The sequence below is a fragment of the Sporosarcina sp. ACRSL genome (assembly GCF_022346605.1).
In the GTDB taxonomy this organism is placed as follows: domain Bacteria; phylum Bacillota; class Bacilli; order Bacillales_A; family Planococcaceae; genus Sporosarcina.
Window position 1 is genome coordinate 224,421 of the sequence record NZ_JAKRNT010000008.1, and the last position, 21,890, is coordinate 246,310.

Below are 21,890 nucleotides of genomic sequence, written 5' to 3' on the forward strand. Positions count from 1 at the left end.
CTGGTGATCCTGTTTTCTAAATAAAACAGACTATAATCCAGGCACGAGACCGCAAGGCTGTTTCTGTGAAGCAGTCAAAATGTATGCTGAACTTACAGGAAAACGAACTGTAAGAACTGGAGGATAAAAAACCTTCAGGATAACAAAATTGGAACAACCTTTAGCACCTTATTCGGTTTGTAACCTAGCTGCTGTTAACCTTGCTGAGTTTGCGGATAAAGAAACCAAAACAGTGAACTACGAGAAGTTGAAAGAAACTGTACGTGTCGGTGTACGTATGCAAGACAATGTCATCGATGCAACACCATACTTCTTGGAAGAAAATAAAGCACAAGCCCTCGGTGAACGCCGTGTCGGTCTTGGTGTAATGGGACTAGCCGACCTATTGATCTATTGTGAAAAGACATATGGGTCAGAAGAAGGCAATGCCCTCGTCGACAAAGTATTTGAAACTATTGCAACAACTGCCTATCGTGAATCGATTGAGCTTGCAAAAGAGAAAGGAAGCTTCCCGTTCCTGATCGGCAAGAAGGATGAAGAAACAAAAGCACTTCGCGAAGCATTCATTAACACAGGCTTCATGAAAAAAATGCCGGAAGATATACGAGAAGCAATTCTAGTACACGGCATTAGAAACTCCCATCTACTAACTGTTGCTCCAACGGGATCGACTGGAACAATGGTAGGCGTTTCTACCGGCCTTGAACCTTATTTCTCCTTCACGTATTACCGAAGCGGACGTCTCGGGAAATTCATCGAGGTGAAAGCGGGTATCGTAGAGGAATATTTACAAAGTAATCCGGAAGCCGATCCGGACAACCTTCCAGAATGGTTCATTTCGTCAATGAGCCTAGCACCGGAAGCGCATGCAGACGTACAATGCATCATCCAGCGCTGGATTGATAGCTCGATTTCGAAGACTGTTAACGCACCGCGTGGCTATACAGTCGAGCAGGTGGAGAGCGTCTACGAGCGTCTTTATAAAGGCGGAGCGAAAGGCGGCACAGTGTATGTCGACGGTAGCCGTGACTCGCAAGTACTGACGCTGAAAGCCGAAGAAAATAAAATGGACTCTGACTATGTGGAAGAGGCCGTCGAACAACGAAAAGTCGTACTCGTTAACACGATCCAGGACTTGCGTTCGACGAACGTCACAATCGGTTCAGAAGTCGGCGACACATGCCCTGTTTGCAGAAAAGGTACTGTCGAGGAAATGGGCGGCTGCAATACATGTACGAACTGTAATGCCCAGTTGAAATGTGGTCTCTAATCTAGTCTATATAAAAAAGGAAGTGCCCAAACGTTGGGGCACTTCCTTTTTAATTTACTGGAACTGTCGAATCTTGTACTTTTGTGTCAGTCGACTTCAAAATATCAACACTTTCAATTCCTTGCTCTTCGATTTCAAGTAGTTTATTGAAAGAGGCGATCGCTACTTCCACTTGCTTATCATCGGGTTCTTTCGTCGTCAACAACTGGAGCCACAGTCCCGGATATCCTAAATATTTCAATACTGGAATGTTTCGCAGGCTGTTCGTAAACTGCAATACTTCAAAAGAAACCCCGATTACAACCGGTATCAAGAGAATCCGATTAACTACCCTTAGCCAGAAAGGGTCTGTCGGAACTAAGAAATAAATGAACATCCCGACAATGACCGTAAATAGCAAAAAGCTGCTTCCGCATCTATAATGTAGGCGCGATTGTGCTTGGACATTCTGCACGGTTAGCGGAAGTCCATTCTCGAACGCGTTGATTACTTTATGCTCAGCCCCGTGATATTTGAAAACACGTTTAATTAACGGTGTCATCGAAATGAGGGAAATGTACAAAAGCAATAGGGTAAGTTTGAAAAAACTTTCTAGCAATATTTGAGCTGTCTTACCAGGGGCAATAAAATCAAACATTTGTGCTAAAAAGACGGGCACAAGCGTAAAAGCGAATTTACCGAACAAAAATGAAAGTACTCCGACCGCGGCGACGCCGATGACCATTGCAAGTTTCGACGTTTCTTCGCTGTTCTCTTCCACTTCTTCACCCGGCATTACATCGTATCGCTCATTTGCAAATGTCAAATGTCTTGAACCGATTCCAGCAGATTCAATCAATGCAACAATCCCTCGCACGAACGGAATCTTCTTCAATTTCGTGGAAAGAGGCTTTTGCTCTTTCGGAACATAGAAATAATCGAGGGAATCGTCTTTGCGCCGAATAGCTGTCACTGTATGATTTCTGCTGCCGAACATAACGCCTTCAATGAGTGCCTGCCCACCGTATGCCGGCTGTTGCTGTTTTTTAGCCATGGAATAACCAACACCTTCTCTTGTCAGATGAAAAACATAATAAATAATCATGTACATATGAAACATGATAACTCATAACTTATCTTACTATTGTACAAAAAAAAGCTTGACGACTCCACCCTAAAGGTTTAAAAAAATGCATAATTCCCGACACTTTTCGTAAGGAGGGGTCATTATGTTCAATAAAACAATGGTATGGACGACAGTCGTTGCAGCGTTATTCACAACCGGCGCGTTGAAATTCCTTCATTTCTTCAATTTCATAAGTTGGTCACCTGTCGGATGGGGAAGGAAATGGTTATGGTTCGGATCTTCAGAGGAAGGATGGAAGTGGGCGGTCCTTTTCATCATCCTCCTGCTAGTTTTTGGATTATTCTATGTCGCTTCCTCAGCTGCGGCAAATATTCCACCTGCGGTCATGGCACTTACGATTAGCATTATCGCAACAGTAGCAATCGAATGGATTATTTATACGCCTGATACGCTCACGGAAGGTCTTAAAAAACTGTCCATTCCGTTTTTCTCGATTCTTGCAATCGTCAGCAGATTTGTAACAGGAACCGCGATATATATGAAGAAAACTTTCGGATGAATGATAAAATAGGTTGCGCCCTTCCAACGGTATGATAAAATGGGGAAGAAAATGGTGAGGGGAATGGTGTAGCTGTGAGACTGCTTGTTCTGAATGGGCCGAATTTAAATCGCCTTGGCAAACGCGAACCAGGTATCTATGGAGCTGAAACGTTGGAGGACCTCGAAAACAATTTGCGATTAATCGCTAGCGAACAACTTGTGGACATGACATTTTATCAATCGAATATTGAAGGTGAATTGATCAATAAAATTCACGAAGCCGAAGATGCAGGCTGTGACGGAATCATTTTCAATCCAGGAGCTTATACGCATACGAGTATTGCGTTACGAGATGCAATCGCTTCTGTCGATGTTCCGGTCATCGAAGTTCATATTTCGAATATACATAGTCGGGAGACATTCAGACATACTTCAATGATCGCACCTGTTTGCATCGGACAATTATCCGGCTTTGGCACAAGCGGTTACGAGCTTGCACTCCGGGCTTTCCTTCTCCGAAGAAAAGGGGTAAAACTATGAAACTGTCAAAATTACGGGAAGCGTTAACTGAAAACGGTTTAGATGCACTACTTGTCACGAATCAATATAATCGGCGTTATGTGACAGGATTTACGGGAAGTGCTGGTGTTGCAGTAGTCTCAGCTGACGATGCGGTTTTCATCACCGATTTCCGGTATACGGAACAGGCGGCGAAGCAAGTAAAAGGTTTTAGAATCGTTAAGCACGAAAAAACGATGATTGAAGAAGTCGCTAATCAAGTGAAACAGATGAAAATCAAGACATTAGGCTTTGAAAAAGATAATGTTTCTTTTGGTACGTACGAATTATATAATGACAAAGTGGATGCACAATTGAAACCGGTATCCGGCATTGTAGAAAAGCTTCGTTTAGTAAAATCCGATGACGAAATCGAAATCCTTAAGCAAGCTGCAAAAATTGCGGATGACGCATTTGCGCACATTTGTACATTCATCAAACCGGGTGTAACTGAACTTGAAGTTTCAAACGAACTTGAAATGTATATGAGAAAACTAGGCGCAACTTCATCTTCGTTTGATACGATTGTGGCTTCAGGGGAACGTGGAGCATTGCCACATGGAGTTGCATCGGACAAAGTAATCCAATCCGGCGAGCTCGTCACGTTGGATTTCGGGGCTCTTTACAATGGATACATTTCTGATATTACCCGGACTGTCGCGGTAGGCGAACCATCCGAGCAAATGAAGGAAATCTACGAAGTGACGCTTAAAGCGCAAATATCGGCTTTGGAAAAGATTAAACCGGGTATGACAGGAATAGAAGCGGATGCAATTGCCAGAGACTATATTAAGTCAATGGGCTATGGGGATGCATTCGGACACTCGACGGGCCATGGCATCGGCTTGGAAGTCCATGAAGGACCGGCATTGTCATTCCGTTCGGAAACTGTACTTGAACCGAACATGACTGTCACTGTTGAGCCGGGCATTTACTTACCTGGAATTGGCGGTGTCCGCATCGAGGATGATATTATCATTACGGAAGACGGCAATGTTCGTTTGACGCACTCACCTAAAGAATTGATCATCCTATAACGACATAATGGAGGAAAAAGCATGATTTCAGTAAACGAATTTAAAACAGGACTTACCATTGAATTTGAAGGGGATATTTGGCGCATCATCGATTTCCAACACGTTAAGCCAGGAAAAGGTGCAGCTTTCGTCCGTTCAAAACTACGCAATTTGCGCACTGGTAATGTGAATGAAAAAACATTCCGTGCGGGAGAGAAAGTAGAAAAGGCGCAAATTGATAATCGACGCATGCAATATTTGTATGCAAACGGTGATGACCATGTATTCATGGATAATGAATCGTATGAGCAAATCGAATTGCCTTCATCCCAAATTGAAGAGGAATTAAACTATTTGAGAGAAAACATGGAAGTCCATATCATCTCATTCAAAGGTGAAATCCTCGGTGTTGAGCTTCCTGTAACAGTTACTCTTGAAGTGACTGAAACTGAGCCAGGTATAAAAGGCGACACGGCAAGCGGTGGATCCAAACCAGCTACATTGGAAACAGGCCTCGTCGTCCAAGTTCCATTCTTCGTAAATGTTGGTGATAAACTAATCATCAACACAGATGAAGGTGAATACGTATCAAGAGCATAATAAAAAGATTTCACCCCGACTCCTTATGGAAGTCGGGGTGTTTTTGTATTCCATAGCAAGATTCCATTATGATTCGAAAACTCCATCATATTCTTGTGTAGCCTTTCATAAGGTGTTTACATGAAGGGGGAACCCGAATTGGAATTGAGTGATTTATTACGCATTGCAGGTATCGGATTGGTCATTGGTTTTTTACATGTGTTTTTTGAACAGACCGGTAAGAAGGAGTTCTCGTTTTTTCTTTTTTTCGTAGCCTATATTTATATCGCCGCCGAAATGCTCCGTTTCCTTAGGATTTTCTTTTCGGAAATTGCCGAGTTCTTTCAGTGGCTCTCCTTGGCTTTCTAATGGTTACGCTTTTCCACTTGGTCGCCATCTACCTCCTTCTGTTAATCGTGTCTTTCGCTTCCAAAAGCTTGCAGCCGATCATATACGCCGCCATTTTCTTTTTCTTTTTGTCGTATGTCGGTATGACGATTATCATACCTTTCGGAAAAACATTCTTGGACTTATTTGACTCGTTGCCAGGATCCTATGCGAAGCTTTTGATCGGAAGCGTCTTTTTGTTTTATTTCTCAGAATTGATTGCAAAGCATGTTGCCGAAGCAGGATACGAATCAATCGCAATGATTGCTCATGTCGCTATTAAAATCGCAATCCTGTCACTATGGCTCCCGCAATTGTCCATGTTGCTCGACACGCTCTCCAAATTCATCATTAAATGATCGGATGAAGAATCCATGATGCCTATACTAGAATCCGTAATCGGGACAGTTCTATCCAGTTTCATTATCGTCATCATTTCAACTTTCATGGCGTTAGTACTCGATTTTCTTTTTCCCTCGTTCAGCAGATGGACGAGAACTTTTCTATTTTTCATCGTGCTGACGGTTGTTCTGTATCCTGCATATGAACATCTGCAAATGATAAGGTCCATCACACAGACGGTCGCAACAATGTTTATTTCCATTTATCCGTTATTGACCGGAGCTATTTTAGCTTCGGGCGGTTCTTTCAGCATGCTGAACTTTCAACCCGCCATGTTGTTGTTTGCGAATGGTGCAGTCATTCTAGCAGATAAGGTCCTTATACCGTTATTGTCTGCTGCGATGCTGTTTGACATCGTATCGAGATTCCATCCGCAAGTTCCATTTACGAAGATGGCTGATTTGCTCCGTACTTCTTTAATCGCACTCGTTTCAGCTTCTGTTGCCGCGTATTCTATCTTCATAACTGCGGGGGGAACAATCTCTTGGGCTATGACGGGTGTGACAAGCGAACCGATTAAAGAGTTGATCCGACAAAATATCCCGCTAATTGGGTCTTTCATGACGGATAGTTTAGGAGCAATCGGGCGCTATTCATCAGGCGCGAGCGTTTTTATAGGGGCATGGCTCATCATTACGATTTGGTCCGTTGCACTGGTGCCGACGTTGAAGACGTTGTTAACCGGCTTTTTATACCGCTGGACGGCTGCCCTTATCGAGCCTTTCGCTGACGAAGACATAACCGGCATTCTTGATGATATCGGAAAGACGTTATTCGTTCTATGCGCCGTCTCGTTCCTCGTCGCTTTCGCATTCATCTATACCGCTTTGTTTACTGTCATCCTAGTCAAATTGATCACAGCGGTGAAATGAGGAGTCGTATGTTCGAGTTTTTGACAGGCGTATTACTGATTACAGTATTGTCCTCCATTTTATTATTATTGTTGCCCGATGCGCAGGAGGAGGAATTTCTTCCGCTTGTAAAAATAGCAATGGGAATTTGGATCATTCATTCCATCACGAGAATTTTTGGTCATAGCCTCTTCTGAACAAGCATAATATGCAACATAGAAACACGAACCATATCCGTCTAGAAGGGATGAAATGGTGATCATATGCAAAAATCAAAAAGAAAAGTTCATATGCTCTTCATCGGTATGCTATTCGCGATCCTCATCATTTTCATCAATTCAACGGTTGGTTCGATGGGAGGGGAGAAAGGGAAAGGGGAGGAGAGCCGGGAATTCGCTGCACTTGAACAAGCATTGATGAAAATAGAAGGGATCGGGGAAGTGATCATCTATCCCTACTATGAACAAAAAGAGGAGCCAAGCCCATTGTCGGATTACTTCTCCGGCTCCAGTACCACATCGGGAAGAAAGAATCCGCTCCAAGGTGTGTTAATTGTTGCAGAAGGAGCGGACAATCCTAGAATGAAAAATGAATTAACTCGAATCTTGTCGACGGTTCTTCAAATGCCTGAACATCGGATAGTCGTCGAAGAAATGAAAAGGGGGATATATGTTGAAAGCGAATAAACGAACAGTCTGGTTCTTAACTTTACTAAGTTTAGTAGCGGTCATCTCCATCTACTATTTGAGGAATGAACAACCAATGAGTTTAGATGGAATGGCGATTTTCGGAGATAACGATGCAGTCACCGTATCAACACCGGGAGAAACTGAAAGTAAAACAAAAACCGTTTATGCAGACTCGATGTTATTTGAAGAAATGAGAATGCAAGTTCAAAATGAAAGAAGTACCTTGAAGGATCAATTGACATCCAAAGTACTTTCCCCGGATACAACCGCCGAAGAAAAAAGCGCAGCATATGATGAGATGGCAGAACTTACAAAACGTTCATCTGCTGAGGCTTTGATGGAAACTCAGTTAAAGGCGCTAGGCTACCCGGAAGCGTTCGTCCGCAAAGACGATGGCAAAGTGACTGTTTCCGTAATATCGGAAGACGGGGGACATTCTACAAAAATGGCAGCTGAAATTACACAATATGTATTGACGAGTTGGGAAGATGCGCGAACTGTACAAGTCGTCTTTATGGAACGATAAAGCTTATAGGAGGCCCTAAAAGGGTCTTTTTCTTTTTATTTTGCCCTAAAAACAGAGCAAATCCAGTATATCTATTTCAAAATGCATGAAAAACGTCTAAAATAGGGAGGAGGTACGTAAATAAAAATGAGTCAGGAGAATTGTCATGTTGAAAATTCAAGAAATACGTGAAATCATTAAATTAATTGATCAGTCATCAATTGAAAAATTTACATTCGAATCAGAAGGAACGAAAATTAAATTGGAAAAAGGGATGAACGGGTTGCAACAACCGGTTCACGTTGAACAGCAGCGGAAAGAGGAGCCTGTTCAGCAAGCGGCACCTGCCATCCAACAACCAAAGAAGGAACAGCAAGAGCAAGCACAAGCACCTGCTGAACAAGAGAACAAGGAGACTGCAACAACTACTTCCAATGCAGCAGACGATCCATCCTTGCATAAAATAACGTCACCAATGGTCGGTACATTCTACCAAGCTTCATCCCCTGATGCGGACCCTTACGTTAAAAAAGGTGACTCCGTTAAACCGGATTCAATCGTGTGCATCGTTGAAGCGATGAAACTCTTTAACGAAATCGAAGCGGAAGTTTCGGGAGAAATCGTGGAGATCCTAGTGGAAGACGGTCAATTGGTCGAATATGGACAGCCTCTCTTCCTTGTTAAACAGAAGTGAGGGGGGAAACAAAGATGAGAAAAGTATTGATAGCAAACCGGGGCGAAATAGCGGTTCGAATTATCCGGGCTTGCAAAGAGATGGGTATAGAGACAGTAGCGGTCTATTCGGAAGCAGATCGAGATGCACTCCATGTAGAACTTGCTGACGAAGCATATTGCATTGGACCAAGGCTTTCAAAGGATAGCTATTTGAACTTTTCAAATATTATTAGCGTCGCAAAATTGACGGGTTGTGACGGAATACATCCTGGTTATGGTTTTCTTGCAGAAAATGCAAGCTTCGCGGAACTTTGTGAAGAAGTAAATATCGAATTCATCGGTCCTACTGCTGATGCAATTTCCAGAATGGGAACAAAAGACGTGGCGAGGGAAACGATGAAGCAGGCTGGAGTTCCGATTGTCCCAGGATCCGACGGTATTGTCGCGGATGAGGTCGAAGGCTTGAAAGTAGCACAAGAAATCGGCTTCCCGGTCATCATTAAGGCAACTGCTGGCGGCGGTGGTAAAGGGATCAGAGTTGCCAGAAATGAAGAAGAGCTCGTCAGCGGCATTAAGATCACGCAGAAGGAAGCAGCAGCGGCATTCGGTAACCCTGGCGTATATCTTGAAAAGTATATTGAAGAATTCCGGCACGTTGAAGTGCAAGTCCTTGCAGATAAGCATGGCAATACCATTCACTTAGGGGAACGCGATTGTTCCATTCAAAGAAGGATGCAGAAACTTGTGGAGGAAGCACCTTCACCTGCTCTAACTCCGAAAATGCGTGAAAAGATGGGGAAAGCTGCAGTTAAAGCTGCAGAGGCCGTCAACTATAGAGGCGCAGGAACCGTTGAATTCATTTTCGATCATATTAACGATGAGTTTTATTTCATGGAAATGAACACGCGTATTCAAGTCGAACACCCAGTAACTGAAATGATTACCGGAATCGATTTGATTCAACAGCAACTCAAAGTTGCATCGGGTGAAGAACTAGCATTCCGCCAAAAGGATATTAAAATTAACGGATGGGCAATCGAATGCCGGATCAATGCTGAAAATCCTTCGAAAAATTTCATGCCATCACCAGGAAAAGTGGAGATGTATATGCCTCCAGGCGGTTTCGGGGTAAGGGTTGATTCTGCAATGTACACTGGATACACAATTCCGCCGTTCTATGATTCCATGGTGGCAAAGCTGATCGTCCATGCTGATACACGCGAGGAAGCAGTGGCAAGAATGAAACGCGCACTCGATGAATTCATCATCGAAGGGGTCGATACAACGATTCCTTTCCATCTGAATTTAATGGATCATGAAATATTCAAGTCTGGCGATTTCGATACGAAGTTCCTTGAGAAATATACAGTTATGAAGTAAATCAAGTAGGATTGCTTCTTTTATTGAAATGTATATGAGAGGGAGGAGAAGTGGAATGGCTGATAAGGCAAATCCTTCATTTGCAGGAAAGAGTTCAAAGGGAGACGAGGTTTTAGGGCGTGTGCAACTTGCTCCTGAAGTGCTTGAAGTCATCATCGGCATTGCAACGAACGAAGTCGACGGTGTTGCGACGACAAAAGGTAACTTTGCAACAGGGGTAGCAGAGAAATTCGGCAAAGTTTTCCATGGAAAAGGGGTCAAGACAGATTGGACCGGCGATAAACTCGTCATCGATGTGTATTGTGTCGTCCAATATGGCTACTCGATTCCAGCTGTAGCAACGGAAATCCAAAAACAAGTTCGACAAGCCGTCTACAATATGACTTCACTTGAGACCGAAGAAGTAAACGTCCATATAACTGGCATCGATTTCGATACTTCTACCGAAACAGAATGATCTGAAAAGCATCGTCCATTGGATGGTGCTTTTCAACTTGTTATGCTATATCTTCGTCAACCGAATATGCTATGATAAAGCCCAAGAGACACAGTAGTGGAGGAGACAAACGAATGAAACGAAGAGAAGCACGTGAAAAGGCGGTTCAAACACTTTTTCAATTGGATAATACGGATATGTCAGTTGAGGAAGCAATTACGTACATAGTGGAGCGACCAATCGATCCTTTCTATGAATCACTCGTCAAAGGGACGACGGAACATCGCAAAGAAGTGGACAAGGAGCTTGCTGGCAAGCTTGAAAACTGGTCGCTTGACAGATTGCCGAAAATCGAAAGGACAATCCTGAGAATGGCAGTCTATGAGCTGCTTTATAAGGAAGACGTGCCCCATAAAGTTGTCTTGAACGAAGCGGTCGAACTATGTAAACAATTTGGAGATGAGAAATCGGGCCGTTTTGTGAACGGCGTCTTATCGAAATTCGAAGAAAAAGAAAACTAATGACGTTGGAGGGAAAGCGGATGACCGCAAAATTGATAGATGGCATTGCTATCGGTAAAGAACTAAGAGCAGAAATTAAAAATGGCGTAAGTGAACTCGAGGAATCAAGCTGCGTGCCGGGTCTAGCTGTCATTCTTGTAGGAGAAGATCCTGCTTCACAGACCTACGTGAAGAATAAGCAAAAGTCCAGTGTGGAAGTAGGCATGAAGTCAGAACTGATCAGACTGCCGGCAACTGTAACCGAACAGGAATTATTGGACCACGTACAACAACTGAATAACGATGACTCCATCCACGGCATTTTAGTCCAACTTCCTTTGCCTAAACATATCAATGAAGACCTTGTCATCCAAGCCATCAACCCAAATAAAGATGTAGACGGATTCCATCCTCAAAATGTCGGTAAAATGATGATTGGACAAGAGACATTTCTTCCATGCACCCCTCACGGAATTATGGAAATGCTGAAGCGTACAGGCGTTGAAATCGCTGGAAAGCATGCGGTCATTATTGGGAGAAGTAATATTGTAGGTAAACCTATGGGGCAATTGCTTCTGCAAAAAGACGCTACTGTGACATATTGCCATTCGAGAACGAAGGACCTTCCCTCATTCACTAAGCAGGCAGATATATTGATTGTAGCGATTGGTCGGGCGAAGTTCGTAACGGATGAACATATTAAGGAAGGCGCGGTCGTCATCGACGTAGGGATGAATCGTGATGAAAATGGAAAATTATGCGGTGACGTTGATTTCGAAAAAGCAGAAAAAGTGGCTTCTGCGATTACACCGGTACCAGGCGGTGTCGGGCCGATGACGATAACGATGCTTTTGAAAAATACGCTTCAAAGCGCAGAATCGGCATGTGGAAAAGCCAAAAATAATTTGCAATAAAATAATCGGCTGATCGGCACCAATCATAAAGAAGAACGACGCTGTTTTTCAAAAGAAAGACAGCGTTTCTATACGTCGGAATCATTGGGGGTGAAATTGTTGAGTGAAAATACTTATCTCTCTGTCCATTCGTTGACAAAATACATAAAACGTAAATTCGAAGCGGATCCATACTTGAGAAATGTCTTCGTGAAAGGTGAACTTTCGAACGTGAAAATTCATCCGAGCGGGCATATTTATTTCACGTTAAAAGATGATAAAAGCAGGATACAGTCAGCTATGTTTCGATCCGCAGCAGGTTCTCTGAAGTTCAAACCGGAAGAAGGGATGAATGTCCTCATTACTGGCGATGTGAATGTCTACGAATCAAGTGGCCAGTACCAGCTTTACGTCCAAACGATGCAACCGGACGGAATCGGGTCTTTATATCTTGCCTATGAACAGTTAAAGACAGCATTGGCGAAAGAAGGACTCTTCGATGCCCGTTGGAAACAACGGTTGCCTGCATTGCCTAAGAAAATCGGCGTCATCACTGCTCAATCGGGAGCCGCAATCCGAGACATCTGTTCCACACTCCAACGCCGTTATCCATTAGCGGAAATCTACCTGTTTCCTGCAATCGTGCAAGGTCCCCAGGCTGCACCTTCCATCGTGCGTGCATTGGAGCTTGCGGAATCACATGGGTCGATCGATGTATTGATTCTCGGACGCGGCGGGGGATCGATTGAAGATCTTTGGGCTTTCAATGAAGAAACAGTCGCGAGAGCGATCTTTTCTTGCCGGATCCCGATTATTAGCGCTGTTGGCCACGAGACGGATACGACAATCGCGGATTTTGTAGCTGATATGAGAGCACCAACGCCGACAGCCGCAGCAGAACTGGCGGTACCTTCGAAGGAAGAATTGTTCGAGAGGATTTTGGAACGCAAGCGCTCGATATACATGTCGTTTGCGAATCAAATCAAACACGAGCGGAAACGTCTTACAACCTATCAGCAATCCTATCCGTTGCAATTCCCGGAAAGGCTTTACCGGCCATTTACGGAGAAATTGAGCGGTTTGGATGAACGACTTCATAGAAGCAGGAATGAACTGACCGCAAGTCGTAAAGCAGACCATGACCGGTTGACGAGGATGCTATCATTTTATTCACCAATCCAACGTATAAAAGACGAAAATCGAAATCTATTAGTATTGTCCGAAAGACTCACGAGGGCAGCACAAAATGAATTGCGGAATCGAAACGAACAATTCAATTCGACTATTCGGATGCTGAAAGCCCTTAATCCACTGGAAGTAATGGACCGCGGATTTGCAATCGTCTACAAAGCGGGCAATGTCACAAATTCCGTAGATGGTCTTAAAATAGGTGAAACGTTGAAAGTCCGATTGCAAGATGGGACAGTAGAGACGGAAATTAAGAAAATCACGATGACGGATGAGGAGGAAAACTAAATGAGCGAAGAAACGCTTCGATTTGAAGAAGCGATGTCGAAATTAGAAGGCATTGTACAAAAGTTGGAATCGGGTGACGTTCCGTTAGAGGACGCCATTACATTATATAAGCAAGGAATGGAGCTTTCAGCTTATTGTCATGGAAAGTTGCAAGATGCGGAAAAACAGCTAATTTCAATCATTGACAACAACGGGCAGTCAACTCCGTTTGATCCGTCGAAAGGAAGGGATTCTAATGGATAAACGATTGCAGGAATTCATATCAACAAAAGGACCATTAATCGATGCAGAGTTGAATCGATTGATCGACTCCGAAAACTCCCCCACATCATTGAAAGACTCCATGCTCTATTCGGTGAACGCAGGTGGCAAGCGAATCCGGCCACTTCTCGTACTCGCAGTCCTTGCTGATTTCGAGAAGGAATCCAAAGATGACCTGAAGGTTGCATGCGCGGTTGAACTTATTCATACATACTCTCTCATCCATGATGATCTGCCATGCATGGACGATGACGATTTTAGAAGGGGAAAACCGACGAATCATAAAGTGTACGGGGAAGCAACTGCTGTTCTTGCAGGAGACGCATTGCAGACTCGGGCGTTTGGTATATTGGCTTCTTTGGAAGAAACCAAACCTGAACAGACGATTAAGCTGATTTCTCTTCTTGCAGATGCATCAGGTGCAAATGGTATGGTAGGCGGCCAAATTCTGGATATGGAAGGGGAGACAGCTGCCCTATCACTATCTGAGCTTGAAGAAGTTCATATGCATAAGACTGGTGCATTATTATCATTCTGTATAGAAGCGGGAGCGATACTTTCCAATGCGAACGAATCCGAGCTTGTTAAACTTCGCAATTATGCGAAAAACATCGGATTGGCATTCCAAATTAAAGATGATATTTTGGACGTCACATCGACGACTGAGCAGCTTGGCAAGACAGCGAATAGCGACGCAGCAAGCGATAAATCTACGTACCCTTCCTTATTAGGACTTGAAGGTGCGCAGCAGCAACTTGAAAAATATCACCGCGAGGCAGTTGAAAGCTTAGATTTTTTACAGAAGGAAAACTCGATGTTACAACTTTTTGCTGATTATATCGTCCAAAGAGATGTATGATATCCTCTTTGGATAAAAAAACGGTAAACCGGAATATGGTCCAATAGTTCCTATTGTAGAACCTTCTTGTTATAATGAAAACATTACTCAAACTTACGCGGGAATCAATTTATGAAGGTGTGTGATAGTAGTGGATCTCACTCAAATTACAAATCCGTCTTTTCTAAAAAAACTTGATAAAGAACAGTTGACGGACTTGGCAAAAGAAATCCGGAAATTTCTAATTGAAAACTTATCTGTGACTGGTGGACATATCGGACCGAACTTAGGTGTAGTCGAATTGACTTTGGCATTGCATAAGATTTTCGATAGCCCTCAAGACAAAATCATTTGGGATGTAGGGCACCAAGCGTATGTGCATAAAATTTTGACAGGGCGTGCCAGTCAATTTGGCACTCTCCGACAATACAAAGGTTTAAGTGGCTTTCCAAAAATGTCGGAAAGTGAACATGATGTATGGGAGACAGGACATAGCTCGACGTCGCTTTCTGCAGCGTTAGGGATGGCTGCGGCTCGAGATATAAAAGGTGATTCAAACTATGTCATCCCGGTCATCGGTGACGGGGCATTGACAGGTGGAATGGCTTTGGAAGCACTGAATCATATCGGCCACTTAAAGACGAATATGATCGTTATTTTAAATGACAATGAAATGTCCATTGCCCCGAATGTAGGAGCGCTTCATGATGTCCTTGGCAAGTTACGGACAGCCGGAAAATACAATAGTGTAAAAGACGAGTTGGAATATATATTGAAAAAAATTCCTGCAGTGGGCGGAAAAGTTGCCGCAGCTGCCGAGCGAGTGAAGGACAGCTTGAAATACCTGCTCGTATCCGGAGTGTTTTTCGAAGAGCTCGGATTTACGTATTTAGGACCGATTGATGGACATGACTTAACTGATTTGGAACGAAACCTCCAATACGCGAAAAAAGTAGAAGGACCTGTTCTACTACATGTCATAACGAAAAAAGGGAAAGGATATAGACCAGCCGAAAACGATAAAATCGGTACTTGGCATGGAACCGGACCTTATAAAATTGAAACAGGCGATTTCGTGAAATCTCCAACGACTGCACCTTCATGGAGCGGATTGGTAGCTGAAACTGTAAGGAAAATCGCCAGGGAGGACAAACGGGTTGCAGCAATTACCCCAGCAATGCCGGTTGGTTCAAAGCTTGAGTCTTTCGCTGCTGAATTCCCTGAACGGTTCTTTGATGTTGGAATTGCTGAACAGCATGCAGCAACGATGGCGGCTGGTCTTGCTACCCAAGGAATGAAGCCGTTTTTAGCAATTTACTCGACATTCCTGCAGCGGGCATATGATCAAATGCTACATGATATTACAAGGCAGAAACTAAATGTTTTTATCGGCATCGATCGTGCTGGACTTGTAGGAGCGGACGGCGAAACCCATCACGGCGTATTTGACATTGCATTTTTGCGGCATATGCCGAATCTTGTCATTATGATGCCGAAGGATGAAAATGAAGGACAGCATATGGTGAAGACTGCGCTGGATTACAATGATGGTCCAATCGCGATGAGATATCCAAGAGGAAACGGACTTGGCGTTGTCATGGACGAGAAATTAAAGACGATTCCTATCGGTACATGGGAAGTCATGCGTGAAGGGACGGACGGTTCCATATTAACGTTTGGTACGACGATTCCATTGGCTTTAGAAGCAGCAGAAGCACTATCGAAAAAAGGCATCCATGTGAAAGTGATCAACGCGAGGTTCATCAAGCCGATGGATACTGAAATGCTTGACCGACTCTTCTTAAGTGGTAAGCCGATTGTCACTGTAGAAGAAGCCGCATTGGCTGGCGGATTCGGCAGTGCGGTCGTTGAATATGCACAAGACGTCTCTTCAAATGTATCCATAAGCCGCATCGGCATTCCTGACGAATTCATCGAGCATGGCAATGTCGACAAATTGCTTGAAGAGATCGATTTGACTGCTGCGAATGTAGTGAGGACGATGGAAAAGGCTGTTAAAGGGTTGTCACGGGCCGAAAGGGAAATCGTATGACAAACAGTCAACCAAAAGAGCGTGTTGATGTTCTACTCGTTCAAAGGGGCCTTGTTGAAACGAGGGAACAGGCGAAGCGATCTATAATGGCGGGAATCGTTTTTTCCGCTGAAACGAGACTTGACAAGCCTGGCGAAAAAATTAGGATAGACGCTCCGCTGACTGTTAAAGGCTCGGCATTGAAATATGTTAGCCGAGGCGGCTTAAAACTTGAAAAGGCGCTTGAAGTGTTTGATCTCAGTGTCGATAATAAAATCGTATTAGACATCGGTTCTTCTACTGGCGGGTTTACCGACTGCGCCTTGCAAAATGGAGCGAGACATTGTTATGCTCTCGATGTTGGAACAAACCAGCTTGCCTGGAAAATAAGGAATGATGAGCGCGTCACCGTAATGGAAAAAACAAATTTCCGCCATGCGCTTCCCGAACATTTTAAGAACGGAACGCCACAAGTAGCTACGATTGACGTCTCATTTATTTCATTGACACTCATATTTCCTCCGCTGAAGAAAATTATTTCATTCGGCGGAGACGTTGTCGCTCTTGTTAAGCCGCAATTCGAGGCAGGAAAAGATAAAGTCGGGAAAAAGGGAATTGTAAAGGAAAGGTCAGTTCACTTGGAGGTTTTGCAAAAAATAGCGGAATCATCCATCATGAATGGATTTTCATTACGAGGTATTTCCTTCTCACCGGTGACTGGTGGGGAAGGGAATATTGAGTTCCTCTTCCATTTACGATCAGAGGAAAACCCGGTGAACCTTTATGATGAAGCTGCTTTTAGTGCATTGATTACCGAAGCATACAAAACGTTAACATGATACGTAAAGAAAGGCGTGGAAAAAGCATGGGAGTGATTGTATTGAACAAAGGGCAACGGCATTTGCGAATCCGGGAGATTATTACGAATGAAGAAGTGGAAACACAAGATCAGCTTGTCGATAAATTAAAAAGTGCTGGCGTAGACGTGACACAAGCGACCGTCTCCCGGGACATTAAGGAATTGCATCTTATTAAAGTTCCCTTGCCTGACGGCCGTTATAAATACAGTTTGCCGTCAGTCCATAAATTCAATGCGGAAGAAAAACTTCGACGAATGCTGACAGATGCTTTCGTAGGAATTGATAGCGCAAGCCATTTCATCATACTGAAGACTTTGCCGGGCAATGCCCAAGCAGTAGGCTCCCTCATCGACAATTTAGCATGGGATGAAATGCTCGGAACGATTTGTGGAGATGATACTTGTATGATTATTTGCCGGGATGAGGCTAAAACCGTTGAAGTGAAATCAAGGCTATTAGCGCTTATTTGAACTGAACGTCCGATGAAGGGGGTGCATATTTGAATGCTTAGCGAAATTTCTATTCGTAATTTTGCGATCATAGAGCATCTCGAAGTGACTTTTGACCAAGGATTGACTGTTCTTACTGGTGAAACAGGAGCTGGCAAGTCTATTATCATTGATGCGGTTCAGTTGCTTGCAGGAGCTAGAGGCTCACAAGAATTTATACGCCACGGAGCTAAGAAGGCCGAGCTCGAAGGGATGTTTACGATCGACGACGTAAATCATCCTGTTTTCGACAAACTTACTGAGTTCGGCATTGATTGCGAGGATGGAAGTATCATTCTAAGGCGTGACTTAAACGCAAATGGTAAAACGACTTGCCGGGTAAATGGAAAACTAGTGACAATTGCAAGTTTGAGAGAAATCGGTGCCCAGTTGATAGATATCCATGGTCAGCATGATAATCAAGAGTTGATGCAAGAAAAGCGACATATCCATTTGCTCGATCAATTTGCCGGTTCATATTTAACCGAAGCCCATCAAAACTATTTAGATATTTATCGTCAATATACTAAATTGAAGCGTAGGCTTGAATCTGCAAATGAAAATGAACAGCAAGCTGCGCAGCGAATCGATCTTTATTCTTTTCAATTGAAAGAAATCGACAATGCAGAGCTTGTTATCGGCGAAGAGGAAGAACTTGAAGAAGAGAAGCTGAAACTTCAACATTTCAATAGAATTTTTGAACGTTTGAGTACCGCCTACGAGTCGATTAGCGGCGACAATCATGCTCTGGATTGGGTTGGCTCCGCAATGAGCGATCTTAGTGATGCCGCTTCCATCGACAAGGAACTTGAATCCCACTCGGAGGCGCTTTCAACAAGTTTTTACACATTGCAAGATACTGCTCATGAATTGAAAAGTATAATTGATCGAATGGAGTACGATCCGACAAGGTTGCCAATTGTCGAAGACCGCCTAGCAATGCTGACTTCATTAAAACGAAAATACGGAGCGACCGTCGAAGATATTCTTATTTATCGTGAGAAGATCGCTGACGATCTCGACCGATTGCTTAATCGAGATGAACGGATTGGCCGTGAGCAAGAAAAGCTTGTCCAGCTTGAAAAAGACTTGGAAGTTGAAGCGAATGAATTATCGATTATCCGAAAAGAATCAGCTCAACGATTAGAGGAAGCAATCATGCGGCAGCTGAAAGAGTTGCATATGGAGAAATCCACGTTTAAAGTTTCTGTTTCTCGAAAAACTTCAAACAGCTATGACAGTAATGGCTTTGACGATGTGGTTTTCCTCATTTCGACGAATCTTGGTGAACCATTGAAACCGCTTGTTAAAATTGCATCCGGCGGCGAACTGTCGAGGATTATGTTGGCGTTGAAAACAATTTTCTCGAAGCATCAAGGCATTACTTCCATTATTTTTGACGAAGTCGATACTGGAGTGAGTGGACGCGTCGCACAAGCCATTGCAGATAAAATAGCGGTGATCTCGACTCATTCCCAAGTGCTTTGCATATCACATCTTCCGCAAGTCGCAGCGATGGCTGACCATCATTTGCTTATACGGAAAGAAGTAAAGGAAAACCGTACAACGACAGCGGTAGCTGAAATTTCCGATGTAGAGAGAACGAAGGAATTATCGAGGATGATGTCAGGTGCAGAAATTACATCTTTGACACTTCAGCATGCAGATGAGCTGTTAACGATGGCTAAAAACCGTAAAATAACTTTTCGTTAAACGCATACGTAATGTATGCGTTTTTTCATGATTTAACCTTTCATAAGATTCATCTTAACGGACATACCAATAGTATCTTTCAGCTGAGGAGGTGAACTATGGGATGGAGTAAACGACTGATGTTATCCGCTTCGTTTGCCGCGCTTTTGTTTTTCCTACCGTTCCAAAATGTTATTTCCGCTACTTCCGGCGACCGGGTTATTCCGATGGGCCATTCCATTGGTATTCAAATGGATTTGTCCGGCATTTACGTCACGAATGACGTATTGGTAAACGATGAACAATGGTTAAAGGCGGGCGATTCCATTACTCGTCTCAATGGGACAGATATGTTCAGCCTAAGTGACTTCGAAAAAGTCATGATGAAAACAAAAAATGATAAAATCCACATGAATATCAGTCGAAAAGGTGCGTCGGTTGAAGTGTTGGCGGAAAGGGATGCCGTGAAACGTCTCCTTCCCTTCCTTAAAGACCGAACTGAAGGAACCGGGACATTGACATATGTCGATCCAAAGCGAGGCACTTATGGAGCCCTAGGTCATCAAATCATTGACAGCTCCTTGAAATCTCCACCGCCTTTCAAAAATGGCGCCATATACCTTTCTGAAATTGAACAAATTAAGAAAAGTACACCAGGTACTCCAGGATATAAAATCTCCTCAATTGTAAATGACGAACAACATTTGGGTACAATCCAAAGCAACGGTATTTACGGAATTTTCGGAACGTGGAACGTTGCTTATAAGAAAGTGTTAGCTGAACCACTTGAAATTATGCAACCTACGGAATTACAAGCAGGAACAGCGGAAGTCTTTACTACAGTAAAAGGGACGGAAGTCGAAAAATTCTCCATCCGAATCACCAACATCGAGGAGGAGCAGTTCCATTTCATTTTAACCGATGCAAAATTACTGGAAGCTACAGGCGGGATTTTACAAGGAATGAGTGGTAGTCCTGTCATTCAAAATGGAAAGTTTGTTGGAGCCGTCACACATATGTTTGTCGATGAGCCGAAAAAAGGTGCGGGCTTGTTTTTAGTTACTATGCGAGATGGTGAACAACGATAAATGAATAAGCCGATCCCAATAAGGGTCGGCTTATTTCAATGAAATTCGTCGAATCATGACGAAACCATAATTCATAAGTTTCATTTTTTGAAAAATGAAAGGATTGTTCAATTGTTTGTCGAATTTTTCCTTTACAGCAGTTCATTTTCATGTAAATAATAAAGCATGATAAAACTACATGGTGAATAACGAGTAGGGGGAAATGGGATGGGGAAAGTAAGGATAGCGATTGCGGATGACAATAAAGAGTTGGTTAACACAATGCGTGCCTATTTTGAGCAGCATCCGGAATTGGAAGTGATTTGGACAGCTCATAATGGAAAGGTCTGCCTTTCTTTGTTACAGGAAAATAAACCTGATTTACTTCTTTTAGATATTATCATGCCGCATTTGGACGGGATAGCAGTTTTGGACACGATAAAAAAAGATCCTGGATTATCCGATCTGCATATCATTATGTTGACAGCATTCGGACAAGAGGACGTCATGGTGCAGGCAGGGGACTTAGGGGCATCCTATTTCATGCTGAAGCCTTTTGAATTTGACAGATTGGTGTCACAAATATTCCAAATATCAGGAACGCAAAAACAGTCAAAGCCAATTGTTCAAAAGCCGGTTGAAGCAGATGTGACGATGTCACAAAGAGTGCTTGATACGACGATAACGTCGATTATTAAGGAAATCGGTGTACCCGCTCATATAAAAGGCTATGCATTTCTAAGAGAAGCCATTCAAATGGTTTATACCGACGTCGATCTTCTTGGTTCCGTCACGAAAGTGCTTTATCCGGATATTGCGGAGAAATACAAAACAACCCCATCCCGTGTTGAAAGGGCAATTCGTCATGCAATTGAAGTTGCTTGGAACAGGGGGAACTACGACGTCATATCAAAAACATTTGGCTATACAGTCCATCATTTGAAAAGCAAGCCTACAAACAGTGAATTTATAGCAATGATTGCAGATAAAATTCGTCTTGAACACGCTGCAAGTTAATCGGCCTTATTGAATAGTTTTCTCTACGACATCGTGAAGATCGCGATGTCTTTTTTATGTGTAAAATGTTTGTGGGCGGGTTGTACAAGTTCTAGCCTGCTACAAATACCATTGATTTCCGTTCCGATTGGACGCTTTCCGCGGGCACGGCTTCAGCCAATCGAACAGCGAAGGGTTCGATTTGCCTTAATTTCTGCGACTTTTTGCAGAAATTAAGGCATCCTCATTATGCTCGCAACGCTCCGCTTGTGCTCGCAAACGCCGTTCTACGTAACGGCAAGTGCAAAGATGTGCTCGCAACGCTCCGCTTGTGCTCGCAAACGCCGTTCTACGTAACGGCAAGTGCAAAGATGTGCTCGCAACGCTCCGCTTGTGCTCGCAAACGCCGTTCTACGTAACGGCAAGTGCAAAG

General features: G+C 43.4%; 25 protein-coding genes and 1 pseudogene. 25 read left to right on the forward strand and 1 reads right to left on the reverse strand.

Annotated features, from left to right (window positions below):
- Positions 1-151: 151 nt before the first annotated feature.
- Positions 152-1,270, forward strand: a pseudogene (locus MHZ92_RS13585) (vitamin B12-dependent ribonucleotide reductase); the annotation flags it as partial.
- A 49-nt stretch (positions 1,271-1,319) separates the two neighbouring features.
- Here the strand turns inward: MHZ92_RS13585 and MHZ92_RS13590 are convergent.
- Complete coding sequence (locus MHZ92_RS13590; RefSeq protein WP_239432253.1) at positions 1,320-2,303, reverse strand: DUF1385 domain-containing protein; 984 nt, start codon at positions 2,301-2,303, stop codon at positions 1,320-1,322.
- Between the two features lie 175 nt (positions 2,304-2,478).
- Here MHZ92_RS13590 and MHZ92_RS13595 point away from each other — a divergent pair, with 175 nt between their 5' ends.
- The 24 genes from MHZ92_RS13595 (at position 2,479) to spo0A (ending at position 21,478) form a co-directional block, all read left to right on the forward strand.
- On the forward strand, positions 2,479-2,895 hold the full coding sequence (locus MHZ92_RS13595; RefSeq protein WP_239432254.1) for a hypothetical protein: 417 nt from the start codon (positions 2,479-2,481) through the stop codon (positions 2,893-2,895).
- Positions 2,896-2,969: 74 nt separating this feature from the next.
- Positions 2,970-3,416, forward strand: coding sequence for a type II 3-dehydroquinate dehydratase (gene aroQ / locus MHZ92_RS13600; protein ID WP_239432255.1), 447 nt, complete (start codon positions 2,970-2,972; stop codon positions 3,414-3,416).
- Entirely contained in the window at positions 3,413-4,471 is a 1,059-nt protein-coding gene (locus tag MHZ92_RS13605; protein WP_239432256.1) for a M24 family metallopeptidase, read from the forward strand. The genes aroQ and MHZ92_RS13605 overlap by 4 nt, the downstream gene beginning before the upstream one ends.
- Positions 4,472-4,492: 21 nt before the next feature.
- The gene (gene efp, locus MHZ92_RS13610; RefSeq protein ID WP_239432257.1) at positions 4,493-5,050 is read left to right on the forward strand and encodes an elongation factor P; all 558 of its coding nucleotides are present in this window, start codon (positions 4,493-4,495) and stop codon (positions 5,048-5,050) included.
- A gap of 138 nt (positions 5,051-5,188) precedes the next feature.
- Positions 5,189-5,398, forward strand: coding sequence for a SpoIIIAC/SpoIIIAD family protein (locus MHZ92_RS13615; RefSeq protein WP_239432258.1), 210 nt, complete (start codon positions 5,189-5,191; stop codon positions 5,396-5,398).
- On the forward strand, positions 5,398-5,775 hold the full coding sequence (locus tag MHZ92_RS13620) for a SpoIIIAC/SpoIIIAD family protein (RefSeq protein ID WP_239432259.1): 378 nt from the start codon (positions 5,398-5,400) through the stop codon (positions 5,773-5,775). Before MHZ92_RS13615 ends, MHZ92_RS13620 begins: the two co-directional genes overlap by 1 nt.
- Before the next feature lie 15 nt (positions 5,776-5,790).
- Complete coding sequence (locus MHZ92_RS13625) at positions 5,791-6,690, forward strand: stage III sporulation protein AE (protein WP_239432260.1); 900 nt, start codon at positions 5,791-5,793, stop codon at positions 6,688-6,690.
- An 8-nt stretch (positions 6,691-6,698) separates the two neighbouring features.
- On the forward strand, positions 6,699-6,866 hold the full coding sequence (locus MHZ92_RS13630) for a hypothetical protein (protein ID WP_239432261.1): 168 nt from the start codon (positions 6,699-6,701) through the stop codon (positions 6,864-6,866).
- Positions 6,867-6,932: 66 nt separating this feature from the next.
- Positions 6,933-7,355, forward strand: coding sequence for a hypothetical protein (locus MHZ92_RS13635; protein ID WP_239432262.1), 423 nt, complete (start codon positions 6,933-6,935; stop codon positions 7,353-7,355).
- The gene (locus MHZ92_RS13640; protein ID WP_239432263.1) at positions 7,342-7,884 is read left to right on the forward strand and encodes a SpoIIIAH-like family protein; all 543 of its coding nucleotides are present in this window, start codon (positions 7,342-7,344) and stop codon (positions 7,882-7,884) included. The genes MHZ92_RS13635 and MHZ92_RS13640 overlap by 14 nt, the downstream gene beginning before the upstream one ends.
- A 145-nt stretch (positions 7,885-8,029) precedes the next feature.
- Positions 8,030-8,557, forward strand: coding sequence for an acetyl-CoA carboxylase biotin carboxyl carrier protein (gene accB / locus MHZ92_RS13645; RefSeq protein ID WP_239432264.1), 528 nt, complete (start codon positions 8,030-8,032; stop codon positions 8,555-8,557).
- Positions 8,558-8,571: 14 nt separating this feature from the next.
- Entirely contained in the window at positions 8,572-9,918 is a 1,347-nt protein-coding gene (accC, locus tag MHZ92_RS13650) for an acetyl-CoA carboxylase biotin carboxylase subunit (protein WP_239432265.1), read from the forward strand.
- Between the two features lie 55 nt (positions 9,919-9,973).
- Positions 9,974-10,375: an Asp23/Gls24 family envelope stress response protein gene (locus tag MHZ92_RS13655; protein ID WP_239432266.1), complete on the forward strand. Its 402-nt coding sequence runs from the start codon at positions 9,974-9,976 to the stop codon at positions 10,373-10,375.
- Positions 10,376-10,488: 113 nt separating this feature from the next.
- Positions 10,489-10,875, forward strand: coding sequence for a transcription antitermination factor NusB (gene nusB / locus MHZ92_RS13660; RefSeq protein ID WP_239432267.1), 387 nt, complete (start codon positions 10,489-10,491; stop codon positions 10,873-10,875).
- A 20-nt stretch (positions 10,876-10,895) separates the two neighbouring features.
- Entirely contained in the window at positions 10,896-11,768 is an 873-nt protein-coding gene (folD, locus tag MHZ92_RS13665) for a bifunctional methylenetetrahydrofolate dehydrogenase/methenyltetrahydrofolate cyclohydrolase FolD (protein WP_239432268.1), read from the forward strand.
- 99 nt (positions 11,769-11,867) lie between these two features.
- A complete protein-coding gene (xseA, locus tag MHZ92_RS13670) occupies positions 11,868-13,223 on the forward strand; it encodes an exodeoxyribonuclease VII large subunit (RefSeq protein ID WP_239432269.1) in 1,356 nt (451 codons plus the stop codon).
- Positions 13,224-13,466 (forward strand): exodeoxyribonuclease VII small subunit, encoded by a 243-nt coding sequence (locus tag MHZ92_RS13675; RefSeq protein ID WP_239432270.1) that lies wholly within the window; start codon positions 13,224-13,226, stop codon positions 13,464-13,466.
- Positions 13,459-14,343: a polyprenyl synthetase family protein gene (locus MHZ92_RS13680; RefSeq protein WP_239432271.1), complete on the forward strand. Its 885-nt coding sequence runs from the start codon at positions 13,459-13,461 to the stop codon at positions 14,341-14,343. Before MHZ92_RS13675 ends, MHZ92_RS13680 begins: the two co-directional genes overlap by 8 nt.
- Positions 14,344-14,473: 130 nt before the next feature.
- The gene (gene dxs / locus MHZ92_RS13685) at positions 14,474-16,375 is read left to right on the forward strand and encodes a 1-deoxy-D-xylulose-5-phosphate synthase (protein WP_239432272.1); all 1,902 of its coding nucleotides are present in this window, start codon (positions 14,474-14,476) and stop codon (positions 16,373-16,375) included.
- Complete coding sequence (locus tag MHZ92_RS13690; protein WP_239432273.1) at positions 16,372-17,193, forward strand: TlyA family RNA methyltransferase; 822 nt, start codon at positions 16,372-16,374, stop codon at positions 17,191-17,193. The genes dxs and MHZ92_RS13690 overlap by 4 nt, the downstream gene beginning before the upstream one ends.
- A gap of 41 nt (positions 17,194-17,234) precedes the next feature.
- Positions 17,235-17,684, forward strand: a complete 450-nt coding sequence (gene ahrC, locus MHZ92_RS13695; RefSeq protein ID WP_239432289.1) for a transcriptional regulator AhrC/ArgR — start codon at positions 17,235-17,237, stop codon at positions 17,682-17,684.
- Between the two features lie 33 nt (positions 17,685-17,717).
- Complete coding sequence (gene recN, locus MHZ92_RS13700; protein ID WP_239432274.1) at positions 17,718-19,415, forward strand: DNA repair protein RecN; 1,698 nt, start codon at positions 17,718-17,720, stop codon at positions 19,413-19,415.
- Positions 19,416-19,513: 98 nt separating this feature from the next.
- Positions 19,514-20,482: a SpoIVB peptidase S55 domain-containing protein gene (locus MHZ92_RS13705; RefSeq protein WP_239432275.1), complete on the forward strand. Its 969-nt coding sequence runs from the start codon at positions 19,514-19,516 to the stop codon at positions 20,480-20,482.
- 207 nt (positions 20,483-20,689) lie between these two features.
- Positions 20,690-21,478 (forward strand): sporulation transcription factor Spo0A, encoded by a 789-nt coding sequence (gene spo0A / locus MHZ92_RS13710; protein ID WP_239432276.1) that lies wholly within the window; start codon positions 20,690-20,692, stop codon positions 21,476-21,478.
- The last annotated feature ends 412 nt before the right edge of the window (positions 21,479-21,890 follow it).

Excerpts from the sequence above, each read along its gene's own strand:
- accB (WP_239432264.1), top strand. The coding sequence starts at position 8,030 with ATGTTGAAAATTCAAGAAATACGTGAAATCATTAAATTAATTGATCAG.
- efp (WP_239432257.1), top strand. The coding sequence starts at position 4,493 with ATGATTTCAGTAAACGAATTTAAAACAGGACTTACCATTGAATTTGAA.
- recN (WP_239432274.1), top strand. The coding sequence starts at position 17,718 with ATGCTTAGCGAAATTTCTATTCGTAATTTTGCGATCATAGAGCATCTC.
- folD (WP_239432268.1), top strand. The coding sequence starts at position 10,896 with ATGACCGCAAAATTGATAGATGGCATTGCTATCGGTAAAGAACTAAGA.
- MHZ92_RS13690 (WP_239432273.1), top strand. The coding sequence starts at position 16,372 with ATGACAAACAGTCAACCAAAAGAGCGTGTTGATGTTCTACTCGTTCAA.
- MHZ92_RS13630 (WP_239432261.1), top strand. The coding sequence starts at position 6,699 with ATGTTCGAGTTTTTGACAGGCGTATTACTGATTACAGTATTGTCCTCC.
- MHZ92_RS13705 (WP_239432275.1), top strand. The coding sequence starts at position 19,514 with ATGGGATGGAGTAAACGACTGATGTTATCCGCTTCGTTTGCCGCGCTT.
- MHZ92_RS13655 (WP_239432266.1), top strand. The coding sequence starts at position 9,974 with ATGGCTGATAAGGCAAATCCTTCATTTGCAGGAAAGAGTTCAAAGGGA.
- MHZ92_RS13590 (WP_239432253.1), bottom strand. The coding sequence starts at position 2,303 with ATGGCTAAAAAACAGCAACAGCCGGCATACGGTGGGCAGGCACTCATT.
- MHZ92_RS13605 (WP_239432256.1), top strand. The coding sequence starts at position 3,413 with ATGAAACTGTCAAAATTACGGGAAGCGTTAACTGAAAACGGTTTAGAT.
- nusB (WP_239432267.1), top strand. The coding sequence starts at position 10,489 with ATGAAACGAAGAGAAGCACGTGAAAAGGCGGTTCAAACACTTTTTCAA.
- MHZ92_RS13620 (WP_239432259.1), top strand. The coding sequence starts at position 5,398 with ATGGTTACGCTTTTCCACTTGGTCGCCATCTACCTCCTTCTGTTAATC.
- MHZ92_RS13635 (WP_239432262.1), top strand. The coding sequence starts at position 6,933 with ATGCAAAAATCAAAAAGAAAAGTTCATATGCTCTTCATCGGTATGCTA.
- MHZ92_RS13680 (WP_239432271.1), top strand. The coding sequence starts at position 13,459 with ATGGATAAACGATTGCAGGAATTCATATCAACAAAAGGACCATTAATC.
- MHZ92_RS13595 (WP_239432254.1), top strand. The coding sequence starts at position 2,479 with ATGTTCAATAAAACAATGGTATGGACGACAGTCGTTGCAGCGTTATTC.
- MHZ92_RS13675 (WP_239432270.1), top strand. The coding sequence starts at position 13,224 with ATGAGCGAAGAAACGCTTCGATTTGAAGAAGCGATGTCGAAATTAGAA.
- accC (WP_239432265.1), top strand. The coding sequence starts at position 8,572 with ATGAGAAAAGTATTGATAGCAAACCGGGGCGAAATAGCGGTTCGAATT.
- spo0A (WP_239432276.1), top strand. The coding sequence starts at position 20,690 with ATGGGGAAAGTAAGGATAGCGATTGCGGATGACAATAAAGAGTTGGTT.
- MHZ92_RS13625 (WP_239432260.1), top strand. The coding sequence starts at position 5,791 with ATGATGCCTATACTAGAATCCGTAATCGGGACAGTTCTATCCAGTTTC.